Source organism: Streptomyces sp. NPDC052496, assembly GCF_040679095.1.
Taxonomy (GTDB): domain Bacteria; phylum Actinomycetota; class Actinomycetes; order Streptomycetales; family Streptomycetaceae; genus Streptomyces.
In genome coordinates, this window is the sequence record NZ_JBFAUH010000030.1 from 25,299 (window position 1) to 48,553 (window position 23,255).

At 72.7% G+C, this 23,255-nt stretch carries 22 protein-coding genes; 14 read left to right on the forward strand and 8 right to left on the reverse strand.

Translation table 11 applies throughout. From position 1 onward, the window contains the following. Positions 1–40: 40 nt before the first annotated feature. Together AB0L45_RS32370 and AB0L45_RS32375 are read left to right on the forward strand one after the other, a co-directional pair. Positions 41–1,648 carry an HtaA domain-containing protein gene (locus tag AB0L45_RS32370; protein WP_365846339.1) on the forward strand — a complete coding sequence of 536 codons (1,608 nt, stop codon included), beginning with the start codon at positions 41–43 and terminating at the stop codon, positions 1,646–1,648. Between the two features lie 243 nt (positions 1,649–1,891). Further along, positions 1,892–2,623, forward strand: a complete 732-nt coding sequence (locus AB0L45_RS32375) for a PhzF family phenazine biosynthesis protein (RefSeq protein WP_365846341.1) — start codon at positions 1,892–1,894, stop codon at positions 2,621–2,623. Here AB0L45_RS32375 and AB0L45_RS32380 read toward each other — a convergent pair. Further along, on the reverse strand, positions 2,613–3,311 hold the full coding sequence (locus tag AB0L45_RS32380) for a biliverdin-producing heme oxygenase (RefSeq protein WP_365846343.1): 699 nt from the start codon (positions 3,309–3,311) through the stop codon (positions 2,613–2,615). The two genes, AB0L45_RS32375 and AB0L45_RS32380, sit on opposite strands and share 11 nt — an antisense overlap. Before the next feature lie 208 nt (positions 3,312–3,519). After that, entirely contained in the window at positions 3,520–4,377 is an 858-nt protein-coding gene (gene map, locus AB0L45_RS32385; RefSeq protein WP_365846345.1) for a type I methionyl aminopeptidase, read from the reverse strand. 67 nt (positions 4,378–4,444) lie between these two features. Here map and AB0L45_RS32390 point away from each other — a divergent pair, with 67 nt between their 5' ends. Continuing rightward, positions 4,445–4,681: a hypothetical protein gene (locus AB0L45_RS32390; RefSeq protein ID WP_365846347.1), complete on the forward strand. Its 237-nt coding sequence runs from the start codon at positions 4,445–4,447 to the stop codon at positions 4,679–4,681. Positions 4,682–4,778: 97 nt separating this feature from the next. Here AB0L45_RS32390 and AB0L45_RS32395 read toward each other — a convergent pair whose 3' ends face one another. Continuing rightward, the gene (locus tag AB0L45_RS32395; RefSeq protein WP_365846349.1) at positions 4,779–6,101 is read right to left on the reverse strand and encodes an MFS transporter; all 1,323 of its coding nucleotides are present in this window, start codon (positions 6,099–6,101) and stop codon (positions 4,779–4,781) included. A 159-nt stretch (positions 6,102–6,260) separates the two neighbouring features. On the opposite strand from AB0L45_RS32395, the gene AB0L45_RS32400 reads away from it, so the two are divergent. The 7 genes from AB0L45_RS32400 to AB0L45_RS32430 all read left to right on the forward strand — a co-directional run bounded on the left by AB0L45_RS32400 (position 6,261) and on the right by AB0L45_RS32430 (position 12,343). Further along, positions 6,261–7,418 carry a sialidase family protein gene (locus AB0L45_RS32400; protein WP_365846351.1) on the forward strand — a complete coding sequence of 386 codons (1,158 nt, stop codon included), beginning with the start codon at positions 6,261–6,263 and terminating at the stop codon, positions 7,416–7,418. Beyond that, positions 7,415–8,842, forward strand: a complete 1,428-nt coding sequence (locus tag AB0L45_RS32405) for a sugar ABC transporter substrate-binding protein (protein WP_365846353.1) — start codon at positions 7,415–7,417, stop codon at positions 8,840–8,842. Before AB0L45_RS32400 ends, AB0L45_RS32405 begins: the two co-directional genes overlap by 4 nt. Further along, positions 8,839–9,804, forward strand: a complete 966-nt coding sequence (locus AB0L45_RS32410) for a sugar ABC transporter permease (protein WP_365846355.1) — start codon at positions 8,839–8,841, stop codon at positions 9,802–9,804. The genes AB0L45_RS32405 and AB0L45_RS32410 overlap by 4 nt, the downstream gene beginning before the upstream one ends. 98 nt (positions 9,805–9,902) lie before the next feature. Then, positions 9,903–10,718, forward strand: a complete 816-nt coding sequence (locus AB0L45_RS32415) for a carbohydrate ABC transporter permease (RefSeq protein ID WP_365846475.1) — start codon at positions 9,903–9,905, stop codon at positions 10,716–10,718. Between the two features lie 13 nt (positions 10,719–10,731). Beyond that, positions 10,732–11,466 carry an NADPH-dependent F420 reductase gene (npdG, locus tag AB0L45_RS32420; protein WP_365846357.1) on the forward strand — a complete coding sequence of 245 codons (735 nt, stop codon included), beginning with the start codon at positions 10,732–10,734 and terminating at the stop codon, positions 11,464–11,466. 241 nt (positions 11,467–11,707) lie between these two features. Next, positions 11,708–12,013 (forward strand): hypothetical protein, encoded by a 306-nt coding sequence (locus AB0L45_RS32425; protein ID WP_365846359.1) that lies wholly within the window; start codon positions 11,708–11,710, stop codon positions 12,011–12,013. 132 nt (positions 12,014–12,145) lie between these two features. Beyond that, a complete protein-coding gene (locus tag AB0L45_RS32430; protein WP_365846361.1) occupies positions 12,146–12,343 on the forward strand; it encodes a hypothetical protein in 198 nt (65 codons plus the stop codon). 67 nt (positions 12,344–12,410) lie between these two features. On the opposite strand, the gene AB0L45_RS32435 is transcribed toward AB0L45_RS32430, so the two are convergent. Further along, the gene (locus tag AB0L45_RS32435) at positions 12,411–13,472 is read right to left on the reverse strand and encodes an XRE family transcriptional regulator (protein WP_365846363.1); all 1,062 of its coding nucleotides are present in this window, start codon (positions 13,470–13,472) and stop codon (positions 12,411–12,413) included. A 190-nt stretch (positions 13,473–13,662) separates the two neighbouring features. On the opposite strand from AB0L45_RS32435, the gene AB0L45_RS32440 reads away from it, so the two are divergent. Continuing rightward, positions 13,663–13,977 carry a hypothetical protein gene (locus tag AB0L45_RS32440; protein WP_365846365.1) on the forward strand — a complete coding sequence of 105 codons (315 nt, stop codon included), beginning with the start codon at positions 13,663–13,665 and terminating at the stop codon, positions 13,975–13,977. Further along, positions 13,974–15,161: a methyltransferase domain-containing protein gene (locus AB0L45_RS32445; RefSeq protein ID WP_365846367.1), complete on the forward strand. Its 1,188-nt coding sequence runs from the start codon at positions 13,974–13,976 to the stop codon at positions 15,159–15,161. The genes AB0L45_RS32440 and AB0L45_RS32445 overlap by 4 nt, the downstream gene beginning before the upstream one ends. A gap of 6 nt (positions 15,162–15,167) precedes the next feature. Here AB0L45_RS32445 and AB0L45_RS32450 read toward each other — a convergent pair whose 3' ends face one another. Continuing rightward, entirely contained in the window at positions 15,168–15,956 is a 789-nt protein-coding gene (locus tag AB0L45_RS32450; protein WP_365846369.1) for a site-2 protease family protein, read from the reverse strand. Between the two features lie 165 nt (positions 15,957–16,121). On the opposite strand from AB0L45_RS32450, the gene AB0L45_RS32455 reads away from it, so the two are divergent. Next, positions 16,122–16,664 carry a DUF6578 domain-containing protein gene (locus AB0L45_RS32455; protein ID WP_365846371.1) on the forward strand — a complete coding sequence of 181 codons (543 nt, stop codon included), beginning with the start codon at positions 16,122–16,124 and terminating at the stop codon, positions 16,662–16,664. Further along, a complete protein-coding gene (locus tag AB0L45_RS32460) occupies positions 16,661–20,227 on the forward strand; it encodes a BTAD domain-containing putative transcriptional regulator (RefSeq protein ID WP_365846373.1) in 3,567 nt (1,188 codons plus the stop codon). Before AB0L45_RS32455 ends, AB0L45_RS32460 begins: the two co-directional genes overlap by 4 nt. Positions 20,228–20,251: 24 nt before the next feature. Here AB0L45_RS32460 and AB0L45_RS32465 read toward each other — a convergent pair whose 3' ends face one another. From AB0L45_RS32465 to panB, 3 genes are all read right to left on the reverse strand, one after another. After that, positions 20,252–21,094: an ABC transporter permease gene (locus tag AB0L45_RS32465; RefSeq protein ID WP_365846375.1), complete on the reverse strand. Its 843-nt coding sequence runs from the start codon at positions 21,092–21,094 to the stop codon at positions 20,252–20,254. Then, the gene (locus AB0L45_RS32470) at positions 21,091–22,146 is read right to left on the reverse strand and encodes an ATP-binding cassette domain-containing protein (protein WP_365846377.1); all 1,056 of its coding nucleotides are present in this window, start codon (positions 22,144–22,146) and stop codon (positions 21,091–21,093) included. Before AB0L45_RS32470 ends, AB0L45_RS32465 begins: the two co-directional genes overlap by 4 nt. Before the next feature lie 118 nt (positions 22,147–22,264). Beyond that, on the reverse strand, positions 22,265–23,188 hold the full coding sequence (gene panB / locus AB0L45_RS32475; RefSeq protein WP_365846379.1) for a 3-methyl-2-oxobutanoate hydroxymethyltransferase: 924 nt from the start codon (positions 23,186–23,188) through the stop codon (positions 22,265–22,267). Positions 23,189–23,255 lie beyond the last annotated feature (67 nt).

A 23,255-nucleotide genomic window follows, 5' to 3' on the forward strand; every position in this document is an offset into this window, starting at 1 on the left:
CACCCCACCGCACCCCCACCACCAAGGAGAGCCACCGACCATGGCCGCCATACGCCGCCCGCTCGCCCTCGCGGCAGCCATCGCCACCGCCACCACCACCGCGGCCCTGTGCCTGCCGTCCACCGCCACGGCCGCCCCCACGGCCGGCACCGCCGCCCCGAAGGCCGAGCTGACGAACGGCACGCTCGACTGGGGCGTCAAGGAGTCCTTCCGCACGTACGTCACGGGCATGGCGCACGGCGAGATCACCACCGCCGACGGCGCCCGGCAGGCCCCGGACAACGGCCCGTTCACCTTCACGGACGGCACCGGCACGTACGACATGAGCACGCACGCCGTCGCCACCACCTTCAAGGGCAGCGTCCGCTTCACCTCGAAAGCGCACGGCTTCGACATCGAACTGGCGGACCTGAAGGTCGCCACCCAGGGCAGAACGGGCGCCATCACCGCGGACGTCACCGCCGCGGGCACGACACAGGGTGACGTGGCGCTGGCCTCGCTCGATCTGTCGGCGGTACGGCCGGGCAGCGGCGCGGGCGGCGCGCTGACGTTCGCGAAGATCCCGGTGAAGCTGACCGCCAAGGGCGCGGAGGCGTTCAACGGCATGTACAAGGAGGGGCAGGAGCTCGACCCGGCCACGCTGTCGGTGACTCCGGCGAGCACGCCCGCGGAGCCGAAGCCGGGCAGGCCCGGGCCCGGGGGGAGCGGGCAGGATGGCAAGGAGGCGGGGAAGGGGGAGCGGACGGGCGGCGAGAAGCGGGAACAGACGGCCGGCGGGCACGGCGTGCATGCGGGCTCCGGTTCCCGGACCGGCTCCGGCACCCGTGACGCCGGTGGGAAGCAGACCGGTGCCCCCGCCTCCGGCACCGCCGCGCCCGCTGCCGCCTCCGGCACGATCGTGGACGGCACCCTCGACTGGGGCGTCAAGAAGTCCTTCCGCGACTACATCACCGGGCCCTTCGCGCACGGCAAGGCCGAACTCGCGGGCGGTGCGGCCACTTCCGGCGCCGGTTACCGCTTCCCCAAGGGTCACGGCACGTACGACGCCGCCAAGGCGACCCTCGCCGCCGAGTTCAACGGCTCGGTCCGCTTCACCGGCCATGAGGGCGCCCTCGACCTGAAGTTCGCCCACCTCAAGGTGCGGGCCGCCGGCGCCAAGGGCACCCTGGTCGCGGACGTCACGGCGAAGTCCCGCGCCTCCGGCAAGGTCACCAGCACCCCCGGCATGGCGGTCGCCGACCTGAAGATCCCGGCCGGCGGTCTCACCGCGAAGAACGGCGTCGTCACCCTCAAGAACGTACCGGCGACGCTGACCGCGGCGGGCGCCACAGCGTTCGAGAGCTACCCGGCGGGACAGGCCCTCGACCCCGTGACCGCCGTCGTCACCGTCGACCCGAACGCCCACCTGCCCTCCGCCACGGACGGATCCGGTACGAGCGGGTCCGGTACGGCCGGGTCCGGCGCACCGGGCAGCGCCACCGCGGGCGACAGCGGCACGGGCGGATCGGCCAGTTTCAGCAGCGGCAGCGCCGCGCTCGCGGCCACCGGCGCCACCGTGCCCACCGGCACGCTGGCAGGCGTGGCCGGCGGCCTGATCCTGGCGGGCGGCGCAGCCACCTACGCCGTACGCCGCCGCACCGCCCGGTGACCCCATGACCCCGTAACCCCACGGCCGCACACCCCCGAACGCCACCCCCTGTCCCGGCCCCACCCCCCACTCCCCCCGGGCCCCGCACCCCAGGGGCGCCTCCCCACACCCCACCTCGGGCGCCCCGGGCCCAGGGGCCGGCCGTACCCGTCGCGCATGCCTCCGCGCGGCGGGTACTCCGGCGTTCCGGCACGCCCGCACCCCGGTGGGCCGCCTGCGCCGTACGCGCGATGGAATACGGTCATGACAGCGCGCCAGGCACCGGAACTGCACGTCGTACGCGTCTTCTGCGGCCCGGACGGCGGAGGCGGCAACCCGCTGGGCGTCGTCCGCACCGCACGGGACGGCTCCGCCGCCGTACGGGAGCCCGCCGCACGCCAGGCCCTCGCCGCGGAACTGGGCTTCAGCGAGACCGTGTTCGTCGACGCGGCGGACGGCGGGGCCAGCCCCCGGCTGGACATCTACACGCCCAGCGTGCCCCTCCCCTTCGCCGGGCACCCCCTGGTCGGCACGGCCTGGCTGCTGCGGCACCTCGGGCGGCCGGTGGCCGCGCTGCGCCCGCCGGCCGGTGTGGTGCCGGTGGCGTACGAGGGGGAGTGCGTCTGGGTGCGCGGGCGGCCGGAGTGGTCCACGGGGCGGCGTACGGAGGAGTACGCGACGCCCGCGGACGTGGACGCGCTCTCCGGGCCGCCGCCCGGGGACGGGCCGCTCTACGTGTGGGCGTGGTGCGACCGCGGTGCGGGCACGGTCCGCGCCCGTTTCTTCCCGCGCCGTGGTGACGGGATCGTGGAGGACGAGGCCACCGGCGCCGCGGCCCTCGCCCTCACCCACGAACTGGGCCGGGCCCTGGACGTCCGCCAGGGCGCCGGCTCCCGCATCCTGACGCGGCCGTACGCGGACGGCACGATCGCGCTGGGCGGCCAGGTGCTGCCCGTACCGCCGCGGCGCGGCTGCCCGCAGCCGCTCACGCGCTGAGCGGGAACTCTTCCCCCAGCTCGCGGAAGACCGCCGTGTTGAGCGCGAAGGCGCGCTTGCACTCGTCGATCACCCGCTGCTTCTCCAGGTCGTCGACGGGCAGCGCGTCCAGCAGGCCGCGGTACTCGCGCTTGAAGGCGGCGGGGTTGCCGATGCCCTCGAAGACGTAGAAGCGCACGCCGTCGCCCTTGCGGGCGAAGCCCCAGGTCTTCTCGGCCGTGCCGCGGATGATCTGGCCGCCGGAGAGGTCGCCGAGGTAGCGGGTGTAGTGGTGCGCGACGTATCCGGCGGGCCAGCGGCGGGCGCATTCGGTGACGCGGCCGGCGTACGCGGCGGTGGCCGGCAGCGGCTCCAGCCCCGTACGCCAGGAGGGGCCGCCGAGGTGGGCCAGGTCCCGTTCCAGTTCCGCCGTACGGGCCAGCTCGGGCCGGATGAACGGACCGGCGACCGGGTCTTCGGCGAGCGCCTCGGAGGCGTCCTCCAGCGCGCGGTAGACGAACCACAGCTGCTCGGTGTAGCGCCGGTAGGCCGGGACGCCGAGCCTGCCGCCGAGCAGGTCGCCCATGAAGGACGCGTTCTCGGCCTCGGTGTGCTGCTCGTGCGAGGCGGTGCGGATCAGGGTGGAGAAGGGCACCGGTGCGGCGGGGTGCGCGGAGTGCGCGGACGGGGTCGAGCTGGGCGCGGCCAAGGCGGACCTCCGGGGACCGAGGGGGTGCGTACGAGATCAGATTGTGGTTGGTTAGGCTTACCTAAGTCAACCTGTTCCCGACGCTGCGTCGGAAACGTTTCCGACGCACTGTCGGCAACCTTCCCGACATCCTGTCGGTAAAAACCCCGGTACAGAAGCCCCCGCGGCAGCAGTGCCGCGGGGGCGGGGCGCGAGGGCGGGCCGGGCGCTACGGGAGCGTCAGGATCTCCGCGCCGGTCTCCGTGACGACGAGGGTGTGCTCGAACTGCGCGGTGCGCTTGCGGTCCTTCGTCACCACCGTCCAGCCGTCCTCCCACATGTCGTACTCGTGGGTGCCCAGCGTCAGCATCGGCTCGATGGTGAAGGTCATGCCGGGCTTGATGTCGGTGGTGTGGTGCGGGCTGTCGTAGTGCGGGACGATCAGGCCGGAGTGGAACGACGAGTTGATCCCGTGGCCGGTGAAGTCCCGCACGACCCCGTAGCCGAAGCGCTTGGCGTACGACTCGATGACCCGGCCGATGATGTTGATCTGGCGGCCCGGCTTGACTGCCTTGATCGCGCGGTTCAGCGACTCGCGGGTGCGCTCCACCAGGAGCCTGGACTCCTCGTCCACGTCACCGCACAGGTACGTGGCGTTGTTGTCGCCGTGCACGCCGTTGATGTACGCGGTCACGTCCAGGTTCACGATGTCGCCGTCCTTCAGGACGGTCGAGTCCGGGATGCCGTGGCAGATGACCTCGTTGACCGAGGAGCACAGGGACTTCGGGAAGCCGCGGTAGCCGAGGGTGGAGGGGTAGGCGCCGTGGTCGCACATGAACTCGTGGGCGACCCGGTCCAGTTCGTCGGTGGTCACGCCCGGCGCGATCAGCTTGGCGGCCTCCTCCATCGCCTGGGCGGCGATCCGCCCCGCGATGCGCATCCGCTCGATCGTTTCCGCGTCCTGCACCTCCGGGCCCGTATACGGGGTGGGCGCGGACTTGCCCACGTACTCGGGGCGCGGGATGGAGGCGGGGACGGGGCGGGTGGGGGAGAGCGTCCCCGGGACAAGAAGCGACTGGCCAGACATGCCAGCGAGTGTATCCGTGGCCCATCGGGCAGGATGGCGGCACAGGAGTCGCAGACAGGAGGCCGTGATGGCGCTGTTCAAAAGGCAGGCAGCCGGCAAACCCGGCGAATGGTACTACTGCCTCAAGCACGGCACGGTCGAAGAGGGCCCGGAATGCCGCGCCGCCGACCGCTTCGGCCCGTACGCGACGCGTGAGGAGGCGGCCCACGCGATGCAGACCGCCCAGGAACGCAATCTGGAGTGGGAGACCGACCCCCGCTGGCACGAGAAGGAGGGGGAGAAGGGGACGGGGGAGTCCGCGTAGGCGGGGCGGCGGGAGCGGGCGGAGGACGGGTCCGCAGGGCGTGGCGCGTGGGCGACGGGTCCGCGGGCGACGGGTCCGCGGGGGCCCGGCCGGCCGGCTACGCCGCCGCCGTCGTCTCCGCCCCCGCCCCGCGCGCCTCGCGCATCCGCACCGCGTGCTCGTTGGTCCGCGCGTCGTACGCCAGCAGCTTCGGCAGCGCCGTGGCCAGCCCCACCACCCCGGCCACGCACAGCACCCCGCCCGCCCACACGGACGTCCGTACGGAGGTCACGGCCGCCATGCCGCCCGAGCGGACCTGCCCCAGCTGCGGCCCGACCGAGTACGACAGCAGCTCGATGCCGGCCAGCCGGCCGCGCAGCTCGTCGGGGATGGTCTGGTTCCACATGGCCGACCGGAAGATGCCGCTGACCATGTCGCACGCCCCGGCCACGGCCAGGCTCAGCAGCACCAGCCAGACGTCGGACGCCCAGCCCGCGGCGGTCATCGCCAGCCCCCAGGCCGCCGCCGCGTACAGCACCGCCCGCCCGTGCCGGTGCACCCGTGAGGTCCAGCCGCTGGTCAGACTGACCACACAGGACCCGGCGGGCAGCGCCGCATACATCAGGCCGAGCGCCCACGGCGCGCCCAGATCGTCCGCCAGGAACGGGAAGATCGCCATCGGGAAGGCGAAGAGCATCGCGGTCAGGTCGACGGCGTACGTACCGAGCAGTTCCTTGCGGTTCCAGGCGTAGCGCGCGCCCTCCCAGATGCCGCGCAGCGACGGTTTCTCGGCGTCGTGCGAGGCGGGGGAGGCGGCCAGGCCGACCGCGAGGGCGGCGGACATCGCGAACGTGACGGCGTCGATCGCGTACGCCCAGCGCAGCCCCGCGTACGCGATCAGCACACCGGCCAGGGCAGGGCCGGCGATGGCGCCGATCTGCCAGCGCAGGGCGTTCAGCGCGGACGCCGCGGGCAGCTGGTCGTGCGGGACGATACGCGGCACGATCGCGTCGACGGCCGGGCGCTGGAGTCCGGTCAGCGCGCTGGACGCCGCCACGATCACGTACAGCGGCCAGATCAGCGGGTGCGGCAGCAGGCTGTTGAGCAGCAGCAGCACCGACAACAGGCCGAGGGCCACCTCGGTCCACAGGATCAGCTTGCGGCGGTCCACGGCGTCCGCGAGCGCGCCGCCGTACAGGCCGAAGACGATCAGCGGCACGATCTCCACCGCGCCCACCGCGCCGACCGCGAGCGTCGAGCCGGTCAGCTCCTTGAGCTGGAACGGCACCGCGACCAGCGTCAGCCACGACCCGAAGACGGTCACCGCGCCCGCGCACCACATCCGGCGGAAGTCGGCGGAGGAGCGCCAGGGCGTCAGGTCGGGGAGCAGGGCGGCGGCCCGGCGGGAACGTTTCGGAGAGGGAGGGTCTGCTTCGGTCACAACGCACCATCGTGCGGCGGGGCGCGGCGGCGGGCAACGGAATTACGCGGGGCGCCGCCTCCGCCCGTAGGGCGTGTGCCGTGCCTTGACGGCCCGTTGGGGGCTCCCTATGGTCACGCTGACAGAGGACGTCCTACGTCCGGCCGTTGGGGAGGACCCATGGCTCACGAGACTTCCCTTCCGTTCCGCGCCGGTTCCGAGGGCTACGCGAGCTTCCGCATCCCGGCCGTGGTCACCACCCGCCGCGCGACCGGCACCGGAGGCGGCAGCGGAGACGGAGACGGCACCGGCGACCGCACCACCCCCGGCACCCTGCTCGCCTTCGCCGAGGGCCGGGTGGGCAGCGCCGCCGACCACGGCGACATCGACATCGTGCTGAAACGCTCCACCGACGGCGGTCGCACCTGGGGCCCGCTCCAGGCCGTGGCCCGCAACGGTACGGGCACGGCGGGCAATCCGGCCCCGGTCGTGCTCGACGGCGGCCGGGTCCTGCTGGTGCACGTCCGCAGCGCCGCCACCGCCACCGAGGACCGCATCCGCCGCGGCCTGGTGCCCGCCGCCGACGGGCGGCGCGTCTGGGTGCAGCACAGCGACGACGACGGTGGGACGTGGAGCGCGCCGCGCGAGATCACGGCGCAGGCCAAGCGCGCCGGCTGGCGCTGGTACGCCACCACCCCCGGCCACGCCCTCCAGCTCCGGCACGGCCCGCACGCCGGACGCCTCGTCGTGCCCGCCAACCACTCCACCGCCCCCACCGTCCCCGGCGACAACGGCACCGAGGGCCGCTACAACGGCGGCCACGTCCTGCTCAGCGACGACGCCGGCGCGAACTGGCGCATCGGCTACACGGACAGCAACCCCAACGGCTACATCAACGCCAACGAGACGACCGCCGCCGAACTCCCGGACGGCACCCTCTACGTCAACACCCGCAACGACTCCCCGGCCCCCGGCAACCGCGCCGACGCCCACTCCGCACCCGAGTGGGGCGGCGAGCGGCTGATCAAGCCCTTCCGCCCGCAGGCCGGGCTGACCGGCCCCGTCGTCGAGGGCAGCGTGCTGCACCTGGGCGAGCCCGACGTACTGCTCTTCTCCGGCCCCGCCGACCCGGACGCCCGCGCGCTGATGACCGTACGGGCCAGCCGCGACCGCGGCCTGACCTGGCGGCCCGCGTACCCCGTCGACGGGCTCCCGGCCGCCTACTCCGACCTCGTACGGATCGACGACGCGACCGTCGGGCTGCTCTACGAGACGGGCGACTTCAGCGCCTATTCGACGATCACCTTCCGCCGCATCCCCGTGGAGGACCTGGCATGAGCTTCGGTGCGTACGACAGCGGCCGGGAGCGGGGCGGCGGCCGGGACCGGGACGGCGGCCTCCCGGCGCACGGGGACCGCCGCCGCATCCGTCAGGTCCGTCGCCAGGTCCGCCGCCGGGCCCTGCTCGGCGGGGCCGCCGCGGCCGCCGCCGGGTTCACGCTGGCCGGCTGCGGCGACGGCGGGGACGACCGCCCGGCCCCGAAGGAGCGCACGAAGGGCCAGAAGATCACGCTGTCGTTCTGGTCCTGGGTGCCGGGCATCGACAAGCCGGTGGACCTGTGGAACCGCGAGCACCCGGACGTCCGGGTCGAGGTGGAGAAGGTGTCCGCCGTCGACGGCCGCCAGTACGCCAAGATGCACGCCGCCGTGAAGGCCGGGAACCCGCCGGACCTCGCCCAGATCGAGTTCCCCGTCGTCCCCGGCTTCCTGCTCGACAACGCCCTGATGGACCTGTCCGCGCTCGGCGCCGCCCGCTACAAGGACCGGTTCGTGGGCTGGCAGTGGCAGCAGTCGGTGTTCGGCAAGGGCGTCTACGCCATCCCGCAGGCGTCCGGCCCGATGGGCCTCTTCCTGCGCCAGGACCTCTTCGACAAGTGGAGCATCCAGACCCCGCAGACCTGGGACGAGTACGAGGAGGCGGCCGGGGCGGTCCGCCGGCAGGGTGCCTGGATCGAGACGTTCGCCCCCGCCAACGGCAACCGCTTCGCCGGGCTGGCCTGGCAGGCGGGCGCCAAGTGGTACACCGCCCAGGGCGACACCTGGACCGTGCACATCGACGACGAGCCCACCCGTAAGGTCGCCGATTACTGGGAGTCGCTGGTCCGGCGCAAGCTCGTCAAGACCATCCCGGACCGGCAGAACGCCTGGTACAAGGACATCCAGACCGGCGTCATCCCCGCCTGGATCGGCGCGAGCTGGGGCGACGCGCTGCTGGCCGGCAACGCGCCCGGCACCAAGGGGAAATGGCGCGCCGCACCGCTGCCGCAGTGGCGGAAGGGCGCCGACGCGCACGCCAACTGGGGCGGTTCGACCACCGCCGTCTTCGCGGAGGCTTCCTACCCCAAGGACGCGCTGGACTTCGCCCTGTGGCTCAACAGCGACCCGAAGTCCATCGCGCTGCTGATCGACGGCGGTTACGGCTTCCCGAGCGCGAAGCAGGGCTACGCCACCGCCGACCTCGACGTGTACCAGGACTTCTTCGGCGGCCAGGCGTACAGCAGGATCTTCGCAGACGCGGGCGCGCACGTGGACACCAGCTGGCAGTGGGGGCCCGGCGTGGACACCCTCTACCAGCGGCTCGGCGACGCGTTCACCGAAGTGCTGGACAGCGGCGGCACGTTCCGCTCCGTGCTCCGGACCGTACAGGCGCAGACCGTCGCCGACCTGCGGGGCAAGGGCCTGAAGGTGGAGAGCGGCGGGTGAGCGGACCGGACCGCCGCCGGGCCGCCGCCGGACGCGTACGGCGCGCGCCCCGCCTCACCCGCACCGAAGCCCGCAACGCCCGCGCCGCGGCCGCCTTCCTCCTGCCGTTCCTCGCCCTCTTCCTCCTCTGCTTCCTCGCCCCGATCGGCTACGCCGTCCACCAGAGCCTGCACCGCACCGAGCGCACCGGCCCGCTCGGCCTCGGCGGCCAGGAGCGCGAGGTCTTCGCGGGTTTCGCCAACTATGCGCACGCGCTCGCCGACGACCGCTTCCTGAACGGGTTCGGACGCGTCCTGCTCTTCGGTGTCGTCCAGATACCGCTGATGATCGCGCTGGCGACCGTACTGGCCCTCCTCCTGGAGAGCGCGAGCGCCCGCGGCGTCACGTTCTTCCGCAGCGCGTTCTTCCTGCCGTACGGCGTGCCCGGCGTCATCGCCTCCATCCTGTGGGGCTTCCTGTACGTCCCCGGGATCAGCCCGCTCGTGGAGATCGCCGGATCGCTCGGCCTGCACGTGGACTTCCTCGCCCGCGCCACCGTCCTGTGGTCCATCGCCAACATCGTGACGTGGCAGTTCACCGGCTACACCATGCTCGTCCTGATCTCCCAGCTCAAGGCCGTACCGGAGGAGCTGTACGAGGCGGCGCGCATCGACGGCGCCAACGCCTGGCACATCGCCCGGCACATCAAGATCCCGCTGATCCGGCCCGCGCTCGTACTGACCACCGTCTTCAGCATCATCGGCACCCTCCAGCTGTTCGCCGAGCCGATGGTGCTGCGGCCCCTCGCCGCCACCATCGACTCCGGCTTCACCCCCAACCTGCACGCGTACAGCGAGGCCTTCGTGAGCAACAACCAGCACGTCGCGGCGGCCGAGGCGGTGCTGCTGGCGCTGGTCGCCTGCGTCCTGTCGTTCGGCTTCCTGCGGCTGGTCGGGCAGCGGGGGAACGGGGACGGGCGGTGAGCCGGCCCGCCGCCCGCGAGGCCGCCGCACCCCTACGTCCGCCCGGCGCCGCCGCCCGCCCGGCCGGCACCACCCGCCCGCCCCTCCGCTACCGCGTCATCACCGCCTCCCTCCTCACGCTCGCCGCGGTCTACTTCCTCACCCCCGTCTACTGGCTCACCGTCTCCGCCACCAAGAACAGCGCCGACCTCTTCGGCACCTTCGGCTTCTGGTTCGCGCACCCGCGGCCCTTCCACCACCTCGGCGCCGTGCTCACGTACGACCACGGCGTCTACCTCCGCTGGTTCACCAACTCCCTCCTGTACGCGGGCGTCGGCGCCCTCGCCGCCACCCTCCTCTCCGCCGCCGCCGGTTACGCGCTCGCCAAGTTCCCCTTCCCGGGCCGGGAAGCCGTCTTCAACCTCGTCCTGGCCGGCGTCCTCATCCCCGGCACCGCCCTCGCCCTGCCCCTCTACTTCCTCTTCAGCTCCATGGGCCTCGCCAACACCTACTGGGCCGTGCTCCTCCCCAGCGTCGTCAGCCCCTTCGGCGTCTACCTCTGCCGGATCTACGCGGCGGCCGCCGTACCCGACTCACTCCTGGAGGCGGCCCGCATCGACGGCGCGGGAGAGGCCCGGATCTTCGCCGGACTGGGCCTGCGCCTGATGACCCCGGCCCTGGTCACCGTCTTCCTGTTCCAGTTCGTCCACATCTGGAACAACTACTTCCTGCCGCTGGTCATGCTCTCCGACGCCGACCTGTACCCCCTCCAGCTCGGCCTGACCTCCTGGACCGGGTACGCGGACCGGCAGCCGGAGCTGTACCAGTACACGGTGGGCGGCGCGTTCCTGTCCGTGCTGCCGCTGATGGTGCTGATGACCGTCCTCCAGCGGTACTGGCGTACGGGGCTCACCGAGGGCAGCGTGAAGGCGTGACAGTATCGCTGTCATGACTACTTCCGACGACGCACAGTCCGCCGCCCCCAAGGCCGAAGCGGCCAAGAAGAAGCCCGCCAAGGACCCGTGGGACCTGCCCGACGTCTCCGGCCTCGTCGTCGGCGTCCTCGGCGGCACCGGCGACCAGGGCCGCGGCCTGGCCTACCGGCTCGCCCGGGCCGGCCAGAAGGTGATCATCGGCTCGCGCGCCGCGGAGCGCGCCGAGGCCGCCGCCGGTGAGCTGGGCCACGGCGTCGAGGGCGCGGACAACGCGGAGTGCGCGCGGCGCAGCGACATCGTCATCGTGGCCGTCCCGTGGGAAGGCCACGCCAAGACCCTCCAGTCCCTGCGCGAAGAACTCGCGGGCAAGCTGGTCATCGACTGCGTCAACCCCCTCGGCTTCGACAAGAAAGGCGCCTACGCGCTCAAGCCGGAGGAAGGCAGCGCGGCCGAACAGGCCGCGGCCCTGCTCCCCGACTCCCGCGTCACCGCCGCCTTCCACCACCTCTCCGCCGTCCTCCTCCAGGACCCGCAGATCGAGGAGATCGACACCGACGTGATGGTCCTCGGCGAGTCCCGCGCCGACACCGACCAGGTCCAGGCCCTGGCCGCCCGCATCCCCGGCATGCGCGGCATCTTCGCGGGCCGCCTGCGCAACGCGCACCAGGTGGAGTCCCTGGTGGCCAACATCATCTCCACCAACCGGCGCTACAAGGCACACGCGGGACTGCGGGTCACGGACGTGTGAGGGGACCGGCCGGCGGCTGATCCGCCCCCTTGTCCGCTCCTCCCCGCCACGCATAGCCTGTAAGGCTTTCCACTCCCTTGGAAGGCTCTGTGCCCGGTACGGCGGGCGAGGGAAGGGTCCGGTACGGCGGGTGAGGGAAGGAGCGTGCCCCATGCGGTGCTTCAGGCGATCCCGACGGTTGCCCTGGCCGCCCGCCCGGAAGGTCCGGGAGTCCCGGGCGGCGGGTTCCGGAAGGAACGCGATGTCCCGTACGGACAAGACGAAACCCCTGTGGGTACGCCACGCGGAACACGGCCCCCGGCCGGTCCATGATCACCGCTACGGCCCCTGCGACCTGCCGCCCCACCCGACACGGGAGCCCGCCGCCACCCGCTGCCGCTGGGAGGACCCCGGCATGCTCCTGTTCGGCCGCACCTGCTGCGCGGGCTGCCCCAAGCGCCGCTGCGTCAAGGAATGGCAGGGCCTCGTCAAGGCCGGCAACCGCAGGGACCGCTACGCGGCGCGGCAAGCGGCACGCCGTGACGTCACCGGCGCTGACCGCGACTGACCCGCCCGGCCCGGGGCCGGCCCCGACGGGCCGCCCCGTCCGGCCCGGCCGTCAGGCCCACACACCGGGTGCCGAGGGCCATGATGGACACTGGAGGAAAACCCCATACCCCCACGCACAGGAGCCGACCCCATGCCCCGCCTCGCCGTCTTCGCCCTCGTCGTCTGCGTCCTCGCCGTCGCCGCGGCCGTCGTCTCGTTCGTCCAGGGCAGCTGGCTCGGCATCGTGTGGATCCTGATGGCCGGCATCTCCAGCAACATGGCCTGGTTCTACGCCCGCAAGGCAAAGCTGGACCGCGCGCGGCGGGAGGGGGCGGTGGCGGCGGGCTGAGGGCCGGCTTGCGCCGGGCGAGCACCGTGCCTCGGCGCGTCGGCGTGCCGTACGCGCTCGCCTGTGCTCAGAGCGCGTACGGGTCGGCGTGCAGGGCGTCGGCAAGGTGCTTCAAGGCGTCGCGGAGAGCTGGTGGTGCTCCGGCGGCGGTGAGTCCGTTGTGCACGGCTGTGTCCAGCAGGCGCCGGGTACGTACGGATGCGGTCTCGCCGACGGTGGGCACTATCGAGGCCACCAGCTCTTCGGCGTCGCGCCATGCGCGGAGGTGCAGCAGACAGTCCAGGAGCCGGGCCGCCGCCATGCCCCGGTATCCGACCGTGGGCCCGCCTTGCTGCTCCGTGGAGCGCTGGAGAAAGGGGACGGCGCCCGCGTGGTCGCTGACGGTCATGAACGCGTGCCCGTGGTGCCCGTCGATCTCGTTTTCCGTGAACCACCACGACCACGCCGGGGCGTGCGGGCTTCCGTCGTGCTCCATGAGTGAGCGCGCCTTGCCGAACGAGCGAATGGCTTCCGTGAGGGCACCGCACCCGGCGAGCCCCTTCGCCTCGCGCATGCGGAAGATCGCTTCGATGCGTGGGGACAGGCGGCCCTGCTCGATGACCGCCCGCGCCACGGCCAGCTCCTCCCGGTACCGTCCGAGCCAGCCGGCGTGCATCGCCATGTTCTGCAGGATGAGCAGTTCCATCGACCGGTCGCCGGACAGCCTCGCCAGGAACAGCGCCTCCCGGTTGAAGCGGTGAGCGGCGTCGTGCTGCTCGGCGTCGAAGAGGACCCAGCCGGCGACTTCGGCCAGCTCACTCGCCGCCGACCTGATGTCACGCTCGTACGCGCTGTCGTACTCACCGTTCCCCAGCCGTCGGTGCACGCTCTTGAAGGTGCGTGCCGCCACCTCGGCGATGGGCATGCCCGTCAACTCGTTGTCCAGAAAGATCAGCCGCTGGGACGCCTCGCGAATTGCCTGGGCGTACTCGGACCCGCGTGTCTCGTCCAGGCGCAGCAGCGGCACGCGGTCGTACACGTCCTCGCGCAACTGCGCCGCGGAGACGTCCAACGCCGCGGCGATGAAGGGCAGCCATTCCCGGGGAACCCGTTTCCCCGTCTCCCACCTGCTGACTTCCTTCCGCGTCACGGGATCGCCGCATACACCGGCGGCCTTGCAGACCTCGCGTGCCAACCACGCTTGCGAGCGCTCGCCCCGGAGGTGGCGGATGCGAGCCCCGATGTTTTCCGGCATGACTTCATAGTGGCCGACACGCGGCCGACAAGGGGCCGACATGGGGCGGCTGTTGCGCGTGACGAGACGGCGGCAGGCTTGCCTCATGAACGAACACCGAGGAACCCTCGACCGCCCCGTACACCTCCTGGACCCCTTCGCCGGGGACATCGACCCCGCCCCGGAAGAGGGCTGTGCCCGCTGCGTCGCGGAGGACCAGCGCCGTACCGGGGCGCGGGCTGCCGGGTTCGTCTTCGTGGCGGTGGAGGCGAGTCGCGAGATCCGGCGGCATCCGCGCCACTGGCCCGCGATGAGCGGCAACCCGCAGGACGACAGCGACAGCGGCAACAAGCACGGGGGCGGCGGCTCCGACGAGGGCGGCAACACGAATGACGGCCAGGCACCGGCGGAGGGCCGGTGACCGGGTACGACGACATGGCGGCGGGCCCGGAAAGGCTCGCCGCTGTACTGGTGGAGAAGGGCGCGCTGACAAGTGACTGGCTGCCGTCCTACGAGGCGGTGCCGCGTCACCTGTTCGTGCCCGAGGTGATCTGGCCCGGGCGCGGTGGCATGAACAAGCAGGAAGAGCGGGTGGTCCGCGGCGAGGAGCCGGCGGCGTGGTGGGCGGCCGTGTACCGGGACGCACCGGTCACGACGCAGTGGGACGACGGGACATACACCGGGCCGGGGAGGGGGCGGATCCCGTCCAGCTCCAGTTCCATGCCGACGATGGTCTTTTCGATGCTGGACGCGTTGAACGTCGAAAAGGGGCACTGGGTGCTGGAGATCGGCACCGGTACGGGGTGGAATGCGGCGCTGCTGTCCCACCGGGTCGGTGCTGAGAATGTCGTCACGGTGGAGGTGGACGACAACAGTGCCCGGGACGCGCGGCGGCGCCTGGCGGGGGCGGGGTTCGAGCCGGTCACCGTGGTCGGGGACGGAGCCGAGGGATACGCGGAGAGCGGCCCGTACGATCGCGTGATCGCGACGTGTTCCGTCGGCCGCGTGCCCCGTCCATGGCTGGCGCAGACGAAACCGGGCGGGATCATCGTCGCACCGTGGGGGCCGGTTTACGGTGGCGAGGCGGTCGTCCGGCTTTCCGTGGCCGGGGACGGGACGGCGTCGGGACGGTTCGTGGGGTCCTCGGCTTTCATGCGGCTGCGTGCTCAGCGCGCTGCGCGTCAGCACGTACGCGAATATCTCGGGGGGCGGGATTGGCCGGCGGACGGAGTGCGCAGTACGACCTTCCTTTCCCCGGAGGCTGTCGGTGACTGGCACGTCATGTTCGCCATCGGGGTGCGGGTTCCGGATGCGTTCCCGTGGGTGGAGCCGTATGACGACGGCTCCTACACGTTGTGGCTCCGGGATACGGCCGTCACTTCATGGGCGACGGCCGATTACGTACCGGGGCGGGTGGAGTACGAGGTCCGGCAGAGCGGTCCCCGGCGCCTTTGGGACGAGGTGGTCGCCGCTCATCGGTGGTGGGAGGGGCGGGGGAGGCCGGGATTCGAGCGTTTTGGGCTGACGGTGGGCGGGGGCGAGCACGGGGGCGGGGAGCGCGTGTGGCTGGACGATCCGTGTGACGTCGTGGGGGTCGTGACGTAGGCCGGTTCAGCGGAGGGCCGGCTCGCCCTGCCAGAAGCGGAACAGTTGCTGGCCGAAGTAGGTGTCCCAGTTGGTGATGCCGAGGGTGCGCAGGATCGCGTCGACCAGGTCGAAGAAGAGGCCGTTCAGTTCGGGGATCCACAGGAGGCCGAAGACGGCGATCAGGCCGAACGGGGCGAAGGGCTCGACCTGGCGGCGGATCTTGTAGGAGAGCCAGGGCTCGATGACGCCGTAGCCGTCCAGGCCGGGGACCGGGACGAAGTTGAGGATGGCGGCCGTGACCTGGAGGAGTGCGAGGAAGGCCAGCGCGTAGCGGAACTGCTGGGGGACGCCGTCCATGGCGCCGAGCCAGAAGGGGGCCGAGACGACGGCCGCGAAGAGGATGTTGGTCAGGGGGCCGGCGGCGGAGATCAGGCTGTGCCGCCAGCGGCCCCGGATGCGGCCGCGTTCGATGAAGACGGCGCCGCCCGGCAGGCCGATGCCGCCCATGATCACGAAGATCACCGGCAGCACGATGCTGAGCAGGGCGTGGGTGTACTTGAGGGGGTTGAGGGTGAGATAGCCCTTCGCCCCGATGGAGATGTCGCCGCTGTGCAGGGCGGTGCGGGCGTGCGCGTACTCGTGCAGGCAGAGGGAGACGATCCAGCCGGAGACCACGAAGAGGAAGACGGCGAAGCCGGGACTGGCCGCGAGCCGGCCCGTCCAGACGGCCCACCCCGAGACCGCCATGACGGCGACGAGCGCGAGGAAGACCGGGCTGACGCGGTGGTCGGCGCGCTGTGCTGCTGTGGTCATGGTGGGGGACTCCTGAGGGTGGTGCGGTGCGGTGCGGTGGGGTGAGAGGGGCGCGGGGTGAGAGGGGGGGCGAGGTGACGGGCACCATGACCGTATCGGCGGGCGGGGCGGTCGTGCACGGAAAACGACGGGCGGTGGGCGGGAGGTTCCGGGCAGTCTGGGCCCATGACGGATACGGGCTCGGGGCGGACGGTACGGGTGCTCCACCGCGACTGGGAGATGGAGTGCTGCGGCACGCCGTTCTCGGTGGGGGACCAGGTGGCCTGGCCGCTGGTCTTCGAGGACGTCGCGGCGGCGGACGCGGCGGTCTGGGCCGACTGCCTGGACGAGCGGGGGCTGCTGCGGGTGGCCACGCTGCACGGCGGCGCGCCGGACACCGGGTCCGGGGCACCGCGGCTGGCGGGGCGTGTCCGGTCGATACAGGTGGTGATCGTGGGGTACCGCGATGCCGAGCCGGTGCCGGGCGAGCGGTGGCTGCGGCCGGTCGAGCGCTGTCCGAAGCGGTTCTCCGACCGTGTGGTGGATCTGGAGGATGCGGAGGATGTGGGCCAGAGGGGCGGTAGGGAGCGGAGGGACCGTACGGGCGGTAAGGGGCCGGGCGGCAGCGGCCGTACGGTCGGTACGGGCCGGAGCGCGGGCGCGTACCGGCGGGTCGAGTGCGGCGTCATCGTCGAGGTGGACGTGGCGGGCGAGGAGTGCGGCACGTGACGACGCCGTCCGTGCAGGACAATGGGCCGGTGCGCTACGAAATCCTCGGGACGGCCCAGGCCCACCGGAGCGACGGTACGGCCGTCGCCCTCGGTGGTCCGCGTCTGCGCGCACTGCTCACGGCGCTCGCGCTGCGACCCGGCCGCTCACTGACCGCCGATCTGCTGATCGCCGACGTCTGGGGGCCGGAGCCGCCCGCCGACGCGAACGGCGCGCTGCAGGCCCTGATCGCGCGGCTGCGCCGGTCCGTCGGCCGGGACGCGATCGCCTCCGTACCCGGCGGGTACCGGCTGTGCGCCGACCCGTCCGACGTGGACCTGCACCGTTTCGAGCAGCTGGCCTCCGAGGGGGCGCAGGCGCTGGCCGACGCGGACCCGGTCAAGGCCGCCGCGCTGCTCGACGACGCGCTGGCGCTCTGGCGCGGCCCGGCGCTTGCCGACCTGCCGGAGGCGACGGGCGAGGCCGCGCGCGCCGAGCGCGGTCACCTGGACGCCCGGCGAACGCGGCTCGCCGCCGAGGTCGCCCTCGGGCGGCCCGGCCAGGCGCTGCCCGCGCTGACGGCCCTGTGCGAGGACCATCCGCTCGACGAACCGCTCCAGGCCCTGCGGCTGCGCGCGCTGCGGGCCGCGGGCCGCACGGCGGAGGCGCTCGACGCGTACGCCTCGGTACGGGCCGCGATCGCCGACCGTCTCGGCGCTGAACCGGGGCCCGAACTGCGGCGGCTGCACGGGGAGTTGCTGCGGGCGGAGGATGGCCCCGCGGAGCGCGGGGCGACGCCGGACGGGGCGCACGCGCAGCGCGGTACGACCGCGGACCGTACGGCTACAGCTACAGCTACAGCTACGGCAGCGGCTATGGCTGCGGCACCAGCACCAGCACCAGCAGCGGCTACGGCACCAGCACCGGCTGCGGCACCGGCTCCCGCACCCCCACACCCCGCCGCCACGAACGGCGCCCGCCCCGCGCCCGCCGACCGCCCGGGCAACCTGCGCTCCCGGTCGACCTCCTTCGTGGGCCGGGAGAACGACCTGTCCGCCATCCGCGCCGACCTGTCCGCCCACCGCCTGGTGACCCTGCTGGGCCCGGGCGGCGCCGGCAAGACGCGGCTCTCGCAGGAGAGTGCGGAGGCGGCGGCCGCCGCCGCGCCGGACGCGTGGCCGCACGGCGTGTGGTTCGCCGAGCTGGCGCCCGTCGATGATCCGCAGACCGTGCCGGAGGCCGTACTCACCGCCCTCGGTGCGCGGGAGACCGTCGTACGCGGCGCCACCGCCGAGGAACTGCGCGCCGCCACCGAACGGGCCGCGTCCGATCCGATGGCTCAGCTCGCCGGGTACTGCGAGGACCGGCGGATGCTCCTGGTCCTCGACAACTGCGAGCATGTGATCGGCGCCGCGGCCGAGCTGGCGGACCGGCTGCTGGCCGAGTGTCCCGGTGTGACGGTGCTGGCCACCAGCCGGGAGCCGCTGGCCGTGCCGGGCGAGGCGCTGCGGCCGGTGGAACCGCTGCCCGACCCGGTCGCGCTGCGCCTGCTGGCCGACCGCGGGGCCGCCGCCCGGCCGGGGTTCCGCGTCGAGGACGATCCGGTCGCCTGCGCCGAGATCTGCCGGCGGCTCGACGGTCTGCCGCTCGCCATCGAACTGGCCGCCGCCCGCCTGCGGTTGCTCACCCCGCGCCAGCTGGCCGACCGGCTGGACGACCGGTTCCGGCTGCTGACCAGCGGGAGCCGCACCGTACTGCCCAGACAGCAGACGCTGCGCGCGGTGGTGGACTGGTCCTGGGACCTGCTCGACGACGCCGAACGGGCCGTGCTGCGCCGGCTGTCGGTCTTCTCCGGCGGCTGCGACCTGACCATGGCCGAGGAGGTCTGCGGGGACGGCGCGGACAGGGCGGACAGCGTGGACGGGGCGGCGGACCCCCGGACGCGGGTCGCGCCCCGCGACGTGGCCGTCCTGCTCGGTTCGCTGATCGACAAGTCGCTGGTGGTCGCGGCCCCGGGCGGCGACGGGCGGATGCGTTACCGGCTGCTGGAGACCGTCTCGGAGTACGCGGGGGAGCGGCTGGACGAGGCGGCGGAGCGGCACGCGGTCGAACGGCGCCACCTGGTGGCCTACCGCGAACTCGTCCGCAACGCGGATCCGTTGCTGCGCGGCCCCGCCCAGGGCGCCTGGCTGGACCGCCTGGAGATGGAACACGACAACCTGCGGACCGCGCTGCGCCGGGCGGTCGCCGCCCGTGACGAGCACGAAGCCCTGTGCCTGGTGCTCTCGCTCCACTGGTTCTGGACGCTGCGCGACCACCGAGCCGACGCCCGCGCCTGGTCGGCCGCCGTGGCGGCGCTGGGCCCCGACCCCTTCGCGCACCCCGTCGAACCGGCGCCCGTCCTGCACGCCCAGCCCATCGACACGCCGCCGCCGATGGCCCCCGAGCAGCTCACGGAGGCGCGCCGCGGGGTCCGGCTGATCGGGCTGGCCAGCGTCGAGAGCGACATCGAGGTGCTGCGTACCCAGGAACGGCGGGACGAGCTGGCCGGTGTCCTGGCCGCCTACCGCAGCGGCCTGCCGCAGACCTGCAAGCTGCCCGGAGTCCTGTGGTACTACGCGGTGCTGCTGACGGGCCGGTTCGACGAGCTGGCGCAGATGACGGAGGAGGCGGTACGCGCCTGCCGGGAGTACGGCTACGAGTGGGAGCTGGCCTACGTCCTCCAGCTGCGCTCCAAGATCTTCAACGACCGGCCGGACGGTCTGGCCCAGGCCCGCCGGGACGCCGACGAGTCCCTGGAGATCTTCGTACGGCTCGGGGACGCGTGGGGCGCGGCGGAAGCCATCGCCGGGCGCGGCGAGTCCCGCGAGGCGCGTGGCGAGTACGAGCTCGCCGCGGAGGACTACCGGGCGGCCATCCGCTATGCCGAGGAACTCGGCGCGCGCAGCCAGTCCCTGCTCCTGCAGACGCGGCTGGGCAGCGTCCTGTTCGAGGCCGGCGAGGCAGCGGACGGCGAGCGGCTGCTGCACAAGGTGCTGGAGCTGGCGAAGAAGCAGAACAACGGCCGCGACGCGGTGTCGTTCGCCCACCTGACGCTCGCGATGCACCTCACGTACGCCGAACGCCACCAGGAAGCGCGCGCTCATCTGGCGGAGGTGCGCAAGTCGTTCGGCCAGCGCGGGCCGGAGATGTTCAAGGGCGTGCTGTCCATGGCACTGGTCTCCCTGGACATCGAGGAGGGCACGTACGACTCCGGCATGCTGCCCCGCATCCGGTCGGCCATGACGCTGTTCCAGAACGAGCTGACGCGGATCGTCGCCCCCGACCTGCCGGTGCTCCAGCTCCTGACCGCGGCGCGCGCACTGCTGGGCGTGGGGGGCGCGGCGGCCGCCCCGGACGCGGTGCGGCTGATCGGCGCGTACGACGTGCTCCGCTCCGGTGCGCACCGGCCGCAGCAGATCATCCGGAAGTCCCGCGCGGCGGCCGAGGCGGAGGCGCGCGCGGTGCTCGACGGCGCGGCCTACGACCGGGCGTACGCCGAAGGCGGCGGCCTCTCCTTGGAGGAGGCCACCGCCCTCATCTGACGCGAGCCGGGCGAAGGTGACGCGTCAGGTCTTCTTGCGGAACTTGTTCACCGCCAGCGGCGCGAACACCAGGGTGATGCCGACGGTCCAGGCCAGGGTGATCAGTACCGGCTGGGCGACCGCGCTCTGGCCGTTCAGCAGGGCCCGGGCCGCGTCCGCCAGGTTCGACAGCGGGTTGACCTTGGTGAACGCCTCCATCCAGCCCGGCATGGTGGTGGGCGGGGCGAAGATGGAGGAGCCGAACTGCAGCGGCATCAGCACCAGGAAGCCGACGCCCTGCACCGCCTGCGGAGTCTTCATCGTCAGCCCGAGCAGCATGAAGATCCAGGTCAGCGAGGAGCCGAAGACCAGCGCCAGGGCGACGGCGGCCAGCAGCTCCAGCGGGCCGGTCTTCAGGTCGAAGCCGATCAGGAACGCCAGGGACAGCAGGACGACGGTGGAGACCAGCATCCGCCCGGCCTCGACGAGCATCTTCGCCGTCAGCACCGAGGAGCGGGCTATCGGCATCGTGCGGAAGCGGTCCATCACCCCCTTGTTGAAGTCGTCGTTGACGCCGGAGCCGACCGACATGGCGATGTTGAGACCGCCCATGGCCAGCAGGCCGGGGATGATGTAGTTCACGTACGCGGAGCGGTTGCCGCCCAGGCTGCCGCCCATCGCGCCGCCGAAGACGTACACGAACAGCAGCGTGAAGACGATCGGCATCAACAGGGCGTCGAACATCGACTCCGGGTCGTTCTTTATCTGCATCGCGTTGCGGCGCACCAGGGCGCCCGTGTGACGCAGATGGGCCCGCAGGCCGATCCGGCCCTCGTCGGCCCCCGGCCGCTGCGGCCTGACCGGCGTCGTCACCGTCGCGGCACTCATGCCGGAACCTCCTCGTACTGCTTGTCCTGTGCGCCCTGCGGACCCTGCGGCCCGCTCTCGGCGCCGCCGCTGCCGGCCTCCGAGGTCTTCTGGCCGGTGATGGCCAGGAACACCTCGTCCAGGCTGGGCAGATGAGTGTTGATACCGGAGATCGTGAAGCCCCGGGCGCCGAGCATGCCGACCACGGCGGACAGCTGCTCGTCGCTGACGATCGGCACGTTGACCACGCCGTCCTCATGGTCGGCGGTGGCACCCGCGATGCCGTCCAGACCGGCCTGCGCGATGGCGCCGACCATCCGGTCCAGCTCGGCGGCGTGCGCCGGGCGTATCTGGAGCGTACGGCCGCCGACCTTGGTCTTCAGCGCGTCGACCTCGCCCTCGGCGATGACCCGGCCGCGGTCGATGACCGTCAGCTCATGGGCCAGCTGCTCGGCCTCTTCCATGTACTGGGTGGTGAGCAGGACCGTCGCGCCCTCCCGCACCATGCTGCGGACCTCGTCCCAGACCTCGTTGCGGGTGCGGGGGTCGAGGCCGGTCGTCGGCTCGTCCAGATACAGCACGGCCGGCCGGCCGATCATCGAGGCGGCCAGGTCCAGGCGGCGGCGCATACCGCCGGAGTACTTGGCGGCGGCCCGGCCGGCGGCCTCGGTGAGGGAGAACCGCTCCAGCAGCTCGTCGGCCCGGGCGCGGGCGTCCTTGCGGGAGAGGTCGAGCAGCCGCCCGATCATGTACAGGTTCTCCCGGCCGGAGAGCTTCTCGTCGACCGAGGCGTACTGGCCGGTGAGGCCGATCGTGCGGCGCAGCGCGCGCGGCTGGCGCACCACGTCGAAGCCGGCCACGGTCGCCGTGCCGGCGTCCGGCACCAGCAGCGTGGACAGGCAGCGCACCAGCGTCGTCTTGCCCGCGCCGTTCGGTCCGAGGACACCGAGGACGGTGCCTTCCCGTACGTCGAGATCCACCCCGTCCACGGCCTTCACCTCGCCGAAGTGCTTGACCAGCCCCCGCACTTCGACGGCGTTCCGCACGCCGTTGGATGTCGTCTTTCGCGTCATGCCCCCACGATGGCAGCCACCACTGACAAACCACCGACAGCCGACCGACAGCGCGGGTGGGGGCGGGCCGGCGGACCCGGTGGCGGCGCCGGGGAGGCACCGCCACCGGTGGCGCGCGTCAGCGGAAGCTGTGCTCCGCGGCCGGGAACGCGCCGCCGACGACCTCCTCGGCGAAGTCCTTGGCCGCCGTTCCCAGCACCTCCCGCAGGTTCGCGTACTTCTTCACGAAGCGGGGCACGTGGCCGCTGGTCAGGCCCGCCATGTCCGTCCAGACCAGGACCTGCGCGTCACAGCCGAGGCCGGCGCCGATGCCCACCGTGGGGATGTGCAGCGAGCGCGTGACCTCGGCGGCCAGCTCGGCCGGTACGGCTTCCAGGACGACGGCGAAGGCCCCCGCGTCCTGCACGGCCTTGGCGTCGCGCAGCAGCTGCTGCGCGGCCTCCTCGCCGCGGCCCTGCACCGGGTAGCCCCCGTACGCGTTGACCGACTGCGGCGTCAGGCCGACGTGCGCCATGACCGGGATGCCGGAGGAGACCAGCAGCTCGACCTGGTGGGCCGAGCGCTCGCCGCCCTCCAGCTTGACCGCCTGCACCCCGGCCTCCTTGACCAGGCGGGTGGCGTTGCGCAGCGCCTGGACCGGGCTCTCCTGGAAGGCGCCGAAGGGCAGGTCGCCGACGATCAGGGCGCGCTGGGTGCCGCGCACGACGGCCGCGGACAGGATGGTGATCTCGTCCATCGTGACCGGCACGGTGGACTCGTACCCGAGGTGGCAGTTGCCCATCGAGTCGCCGACCAGCAGCACCGGGATGCCGGCCTCGTCGAAGACGGAGGCGGTCATCGCGTCGTAGGCGGTGAGCATCGGCCACTTCTCGCCGCGCTCCTTGGCGGCGGCGATGTCGCGTACGGTCACCCGCCGCGAGCTCTTTCCTCCGTACAGCGCCTTGCCGGGGCTGCTGTCGGATGCGGGCTTGCCGGCGGCGGGCCCGCCGGGCGCGGTCGTCCCGTCCGCTGCCGGGTTCTGGGCAGGCGAAAGCTGCGTCATGGTGACGGCTCCTGTTCGTCATCTCGAAGCGCCCTGACGGCGTCTCCGGACTCCCTTCCATGCTGGC

Bases quoted from the DNA above. Each gene is read 5' to 3' on its own strand.
- AB0L45_RS32370 (WP_365846339.1), top strand. From the start codon at position 41: ATGGCCGCCATACGCCGCCCGCTCGCCCTCGCGGCAGCCATCGCCACC.
- AB0L45_RS32375 (WP_365846341.1), top strand. From the start codon at position 1,892: ATGACAGCGCGCCAGGCACCGGAACTGCACGTCGTACGCGTCTTCTGC.
- map (WP_365846345.1), bottom strand. From the start codon at position 4,377: ATGTCTGGCCAGTCGCTTCTTGTCCCGGGGACGCTCTCCCCCACCCGC.
- AB0L45_RS32390 (WP_365846347.1), top strand. From the start codon at position 4,445: ATGGCGCTGTTCAAAAGGCAGGCAGCCGGCAAACCCGGCGAATGGTAC.
- AB0L45_RS32400 (WP_365846351.1), top strand. From the start codon at position 6,261: ATGGCTCACGAGACTTCCCTTCCGTTCCGCGCCGGTTCCGAGGGCTAC.
- AB0L45_RS32405 (WP_365846353.1), top strand. From the start codon at position 7,415: ATGAGCTTCGGTGCGTACGACAGCGGCCGGGAGCGGGGCGGCGGCCGG.
- npdG (WP_365846357.1), top strand. From the start codon at position 10,732: ATGACTACTTCCGACGACGCACAGTCCGCCGCCCCCAAGGCCGAAGCG.
- AB0L45_RS32425 (WP_365846359.1), top strand. From the start codon at position 11,708: ATGTCCCGTACGGACAAGACGAAACCCCTGTGGGTACGCCACGCGGAA.
- AB0L45_RS32430 (WP_365846361.1), top strand. From the start codon at position 12,146: ATGCCCCGCCTCGCCGTCTTCGCCCTCGTCGTCTGCGTCCTCGCCGTC.
- AB0L45_RS32440 (WP_365846365.1), top strand. From the start codon at position 13,663: ATGAACGAACACCGAGGAACCCTCGACCGCCCCGTACACCTCCTGGAC.
- AB0L45_RS32450 (WP_365846369.1), bottom strand. From the start codon at position 15,956: ATGACCACAGCAGCACAGCGCGCCGACCACCGCGTCAGCCCGGTCTTC.
- AB0L45_RS32455 (WP_365846371.1), top strand. From the start codon at position 16,122: ATGACGGATACGGGCTCGGGGCGGACGGTACGGGTGCTCCACCGCGAC.
- AB0L45_RS32465 (WP_365846375.1), bottom strand. From the start codon at position 21,094: ATGAGTGCCGCGACGGTGACGACGCCGGTCAGGCCGCAGCGGCCGGGG.
- AB0L45_RS32470 (WP_365846377.1), bottom strand. From the start codon at position 22,146: ATGACGCGAAAGACGACATCCAACGGCGTGCGGAACGCCGTCGAAGTG.
- panB (WP_365846379.1), bottom strand. From the start codon at position 23,188: ATGACGCAGCTTTCGCCTGCCCAGAACCCGGCAGCGGACGGGACGACC.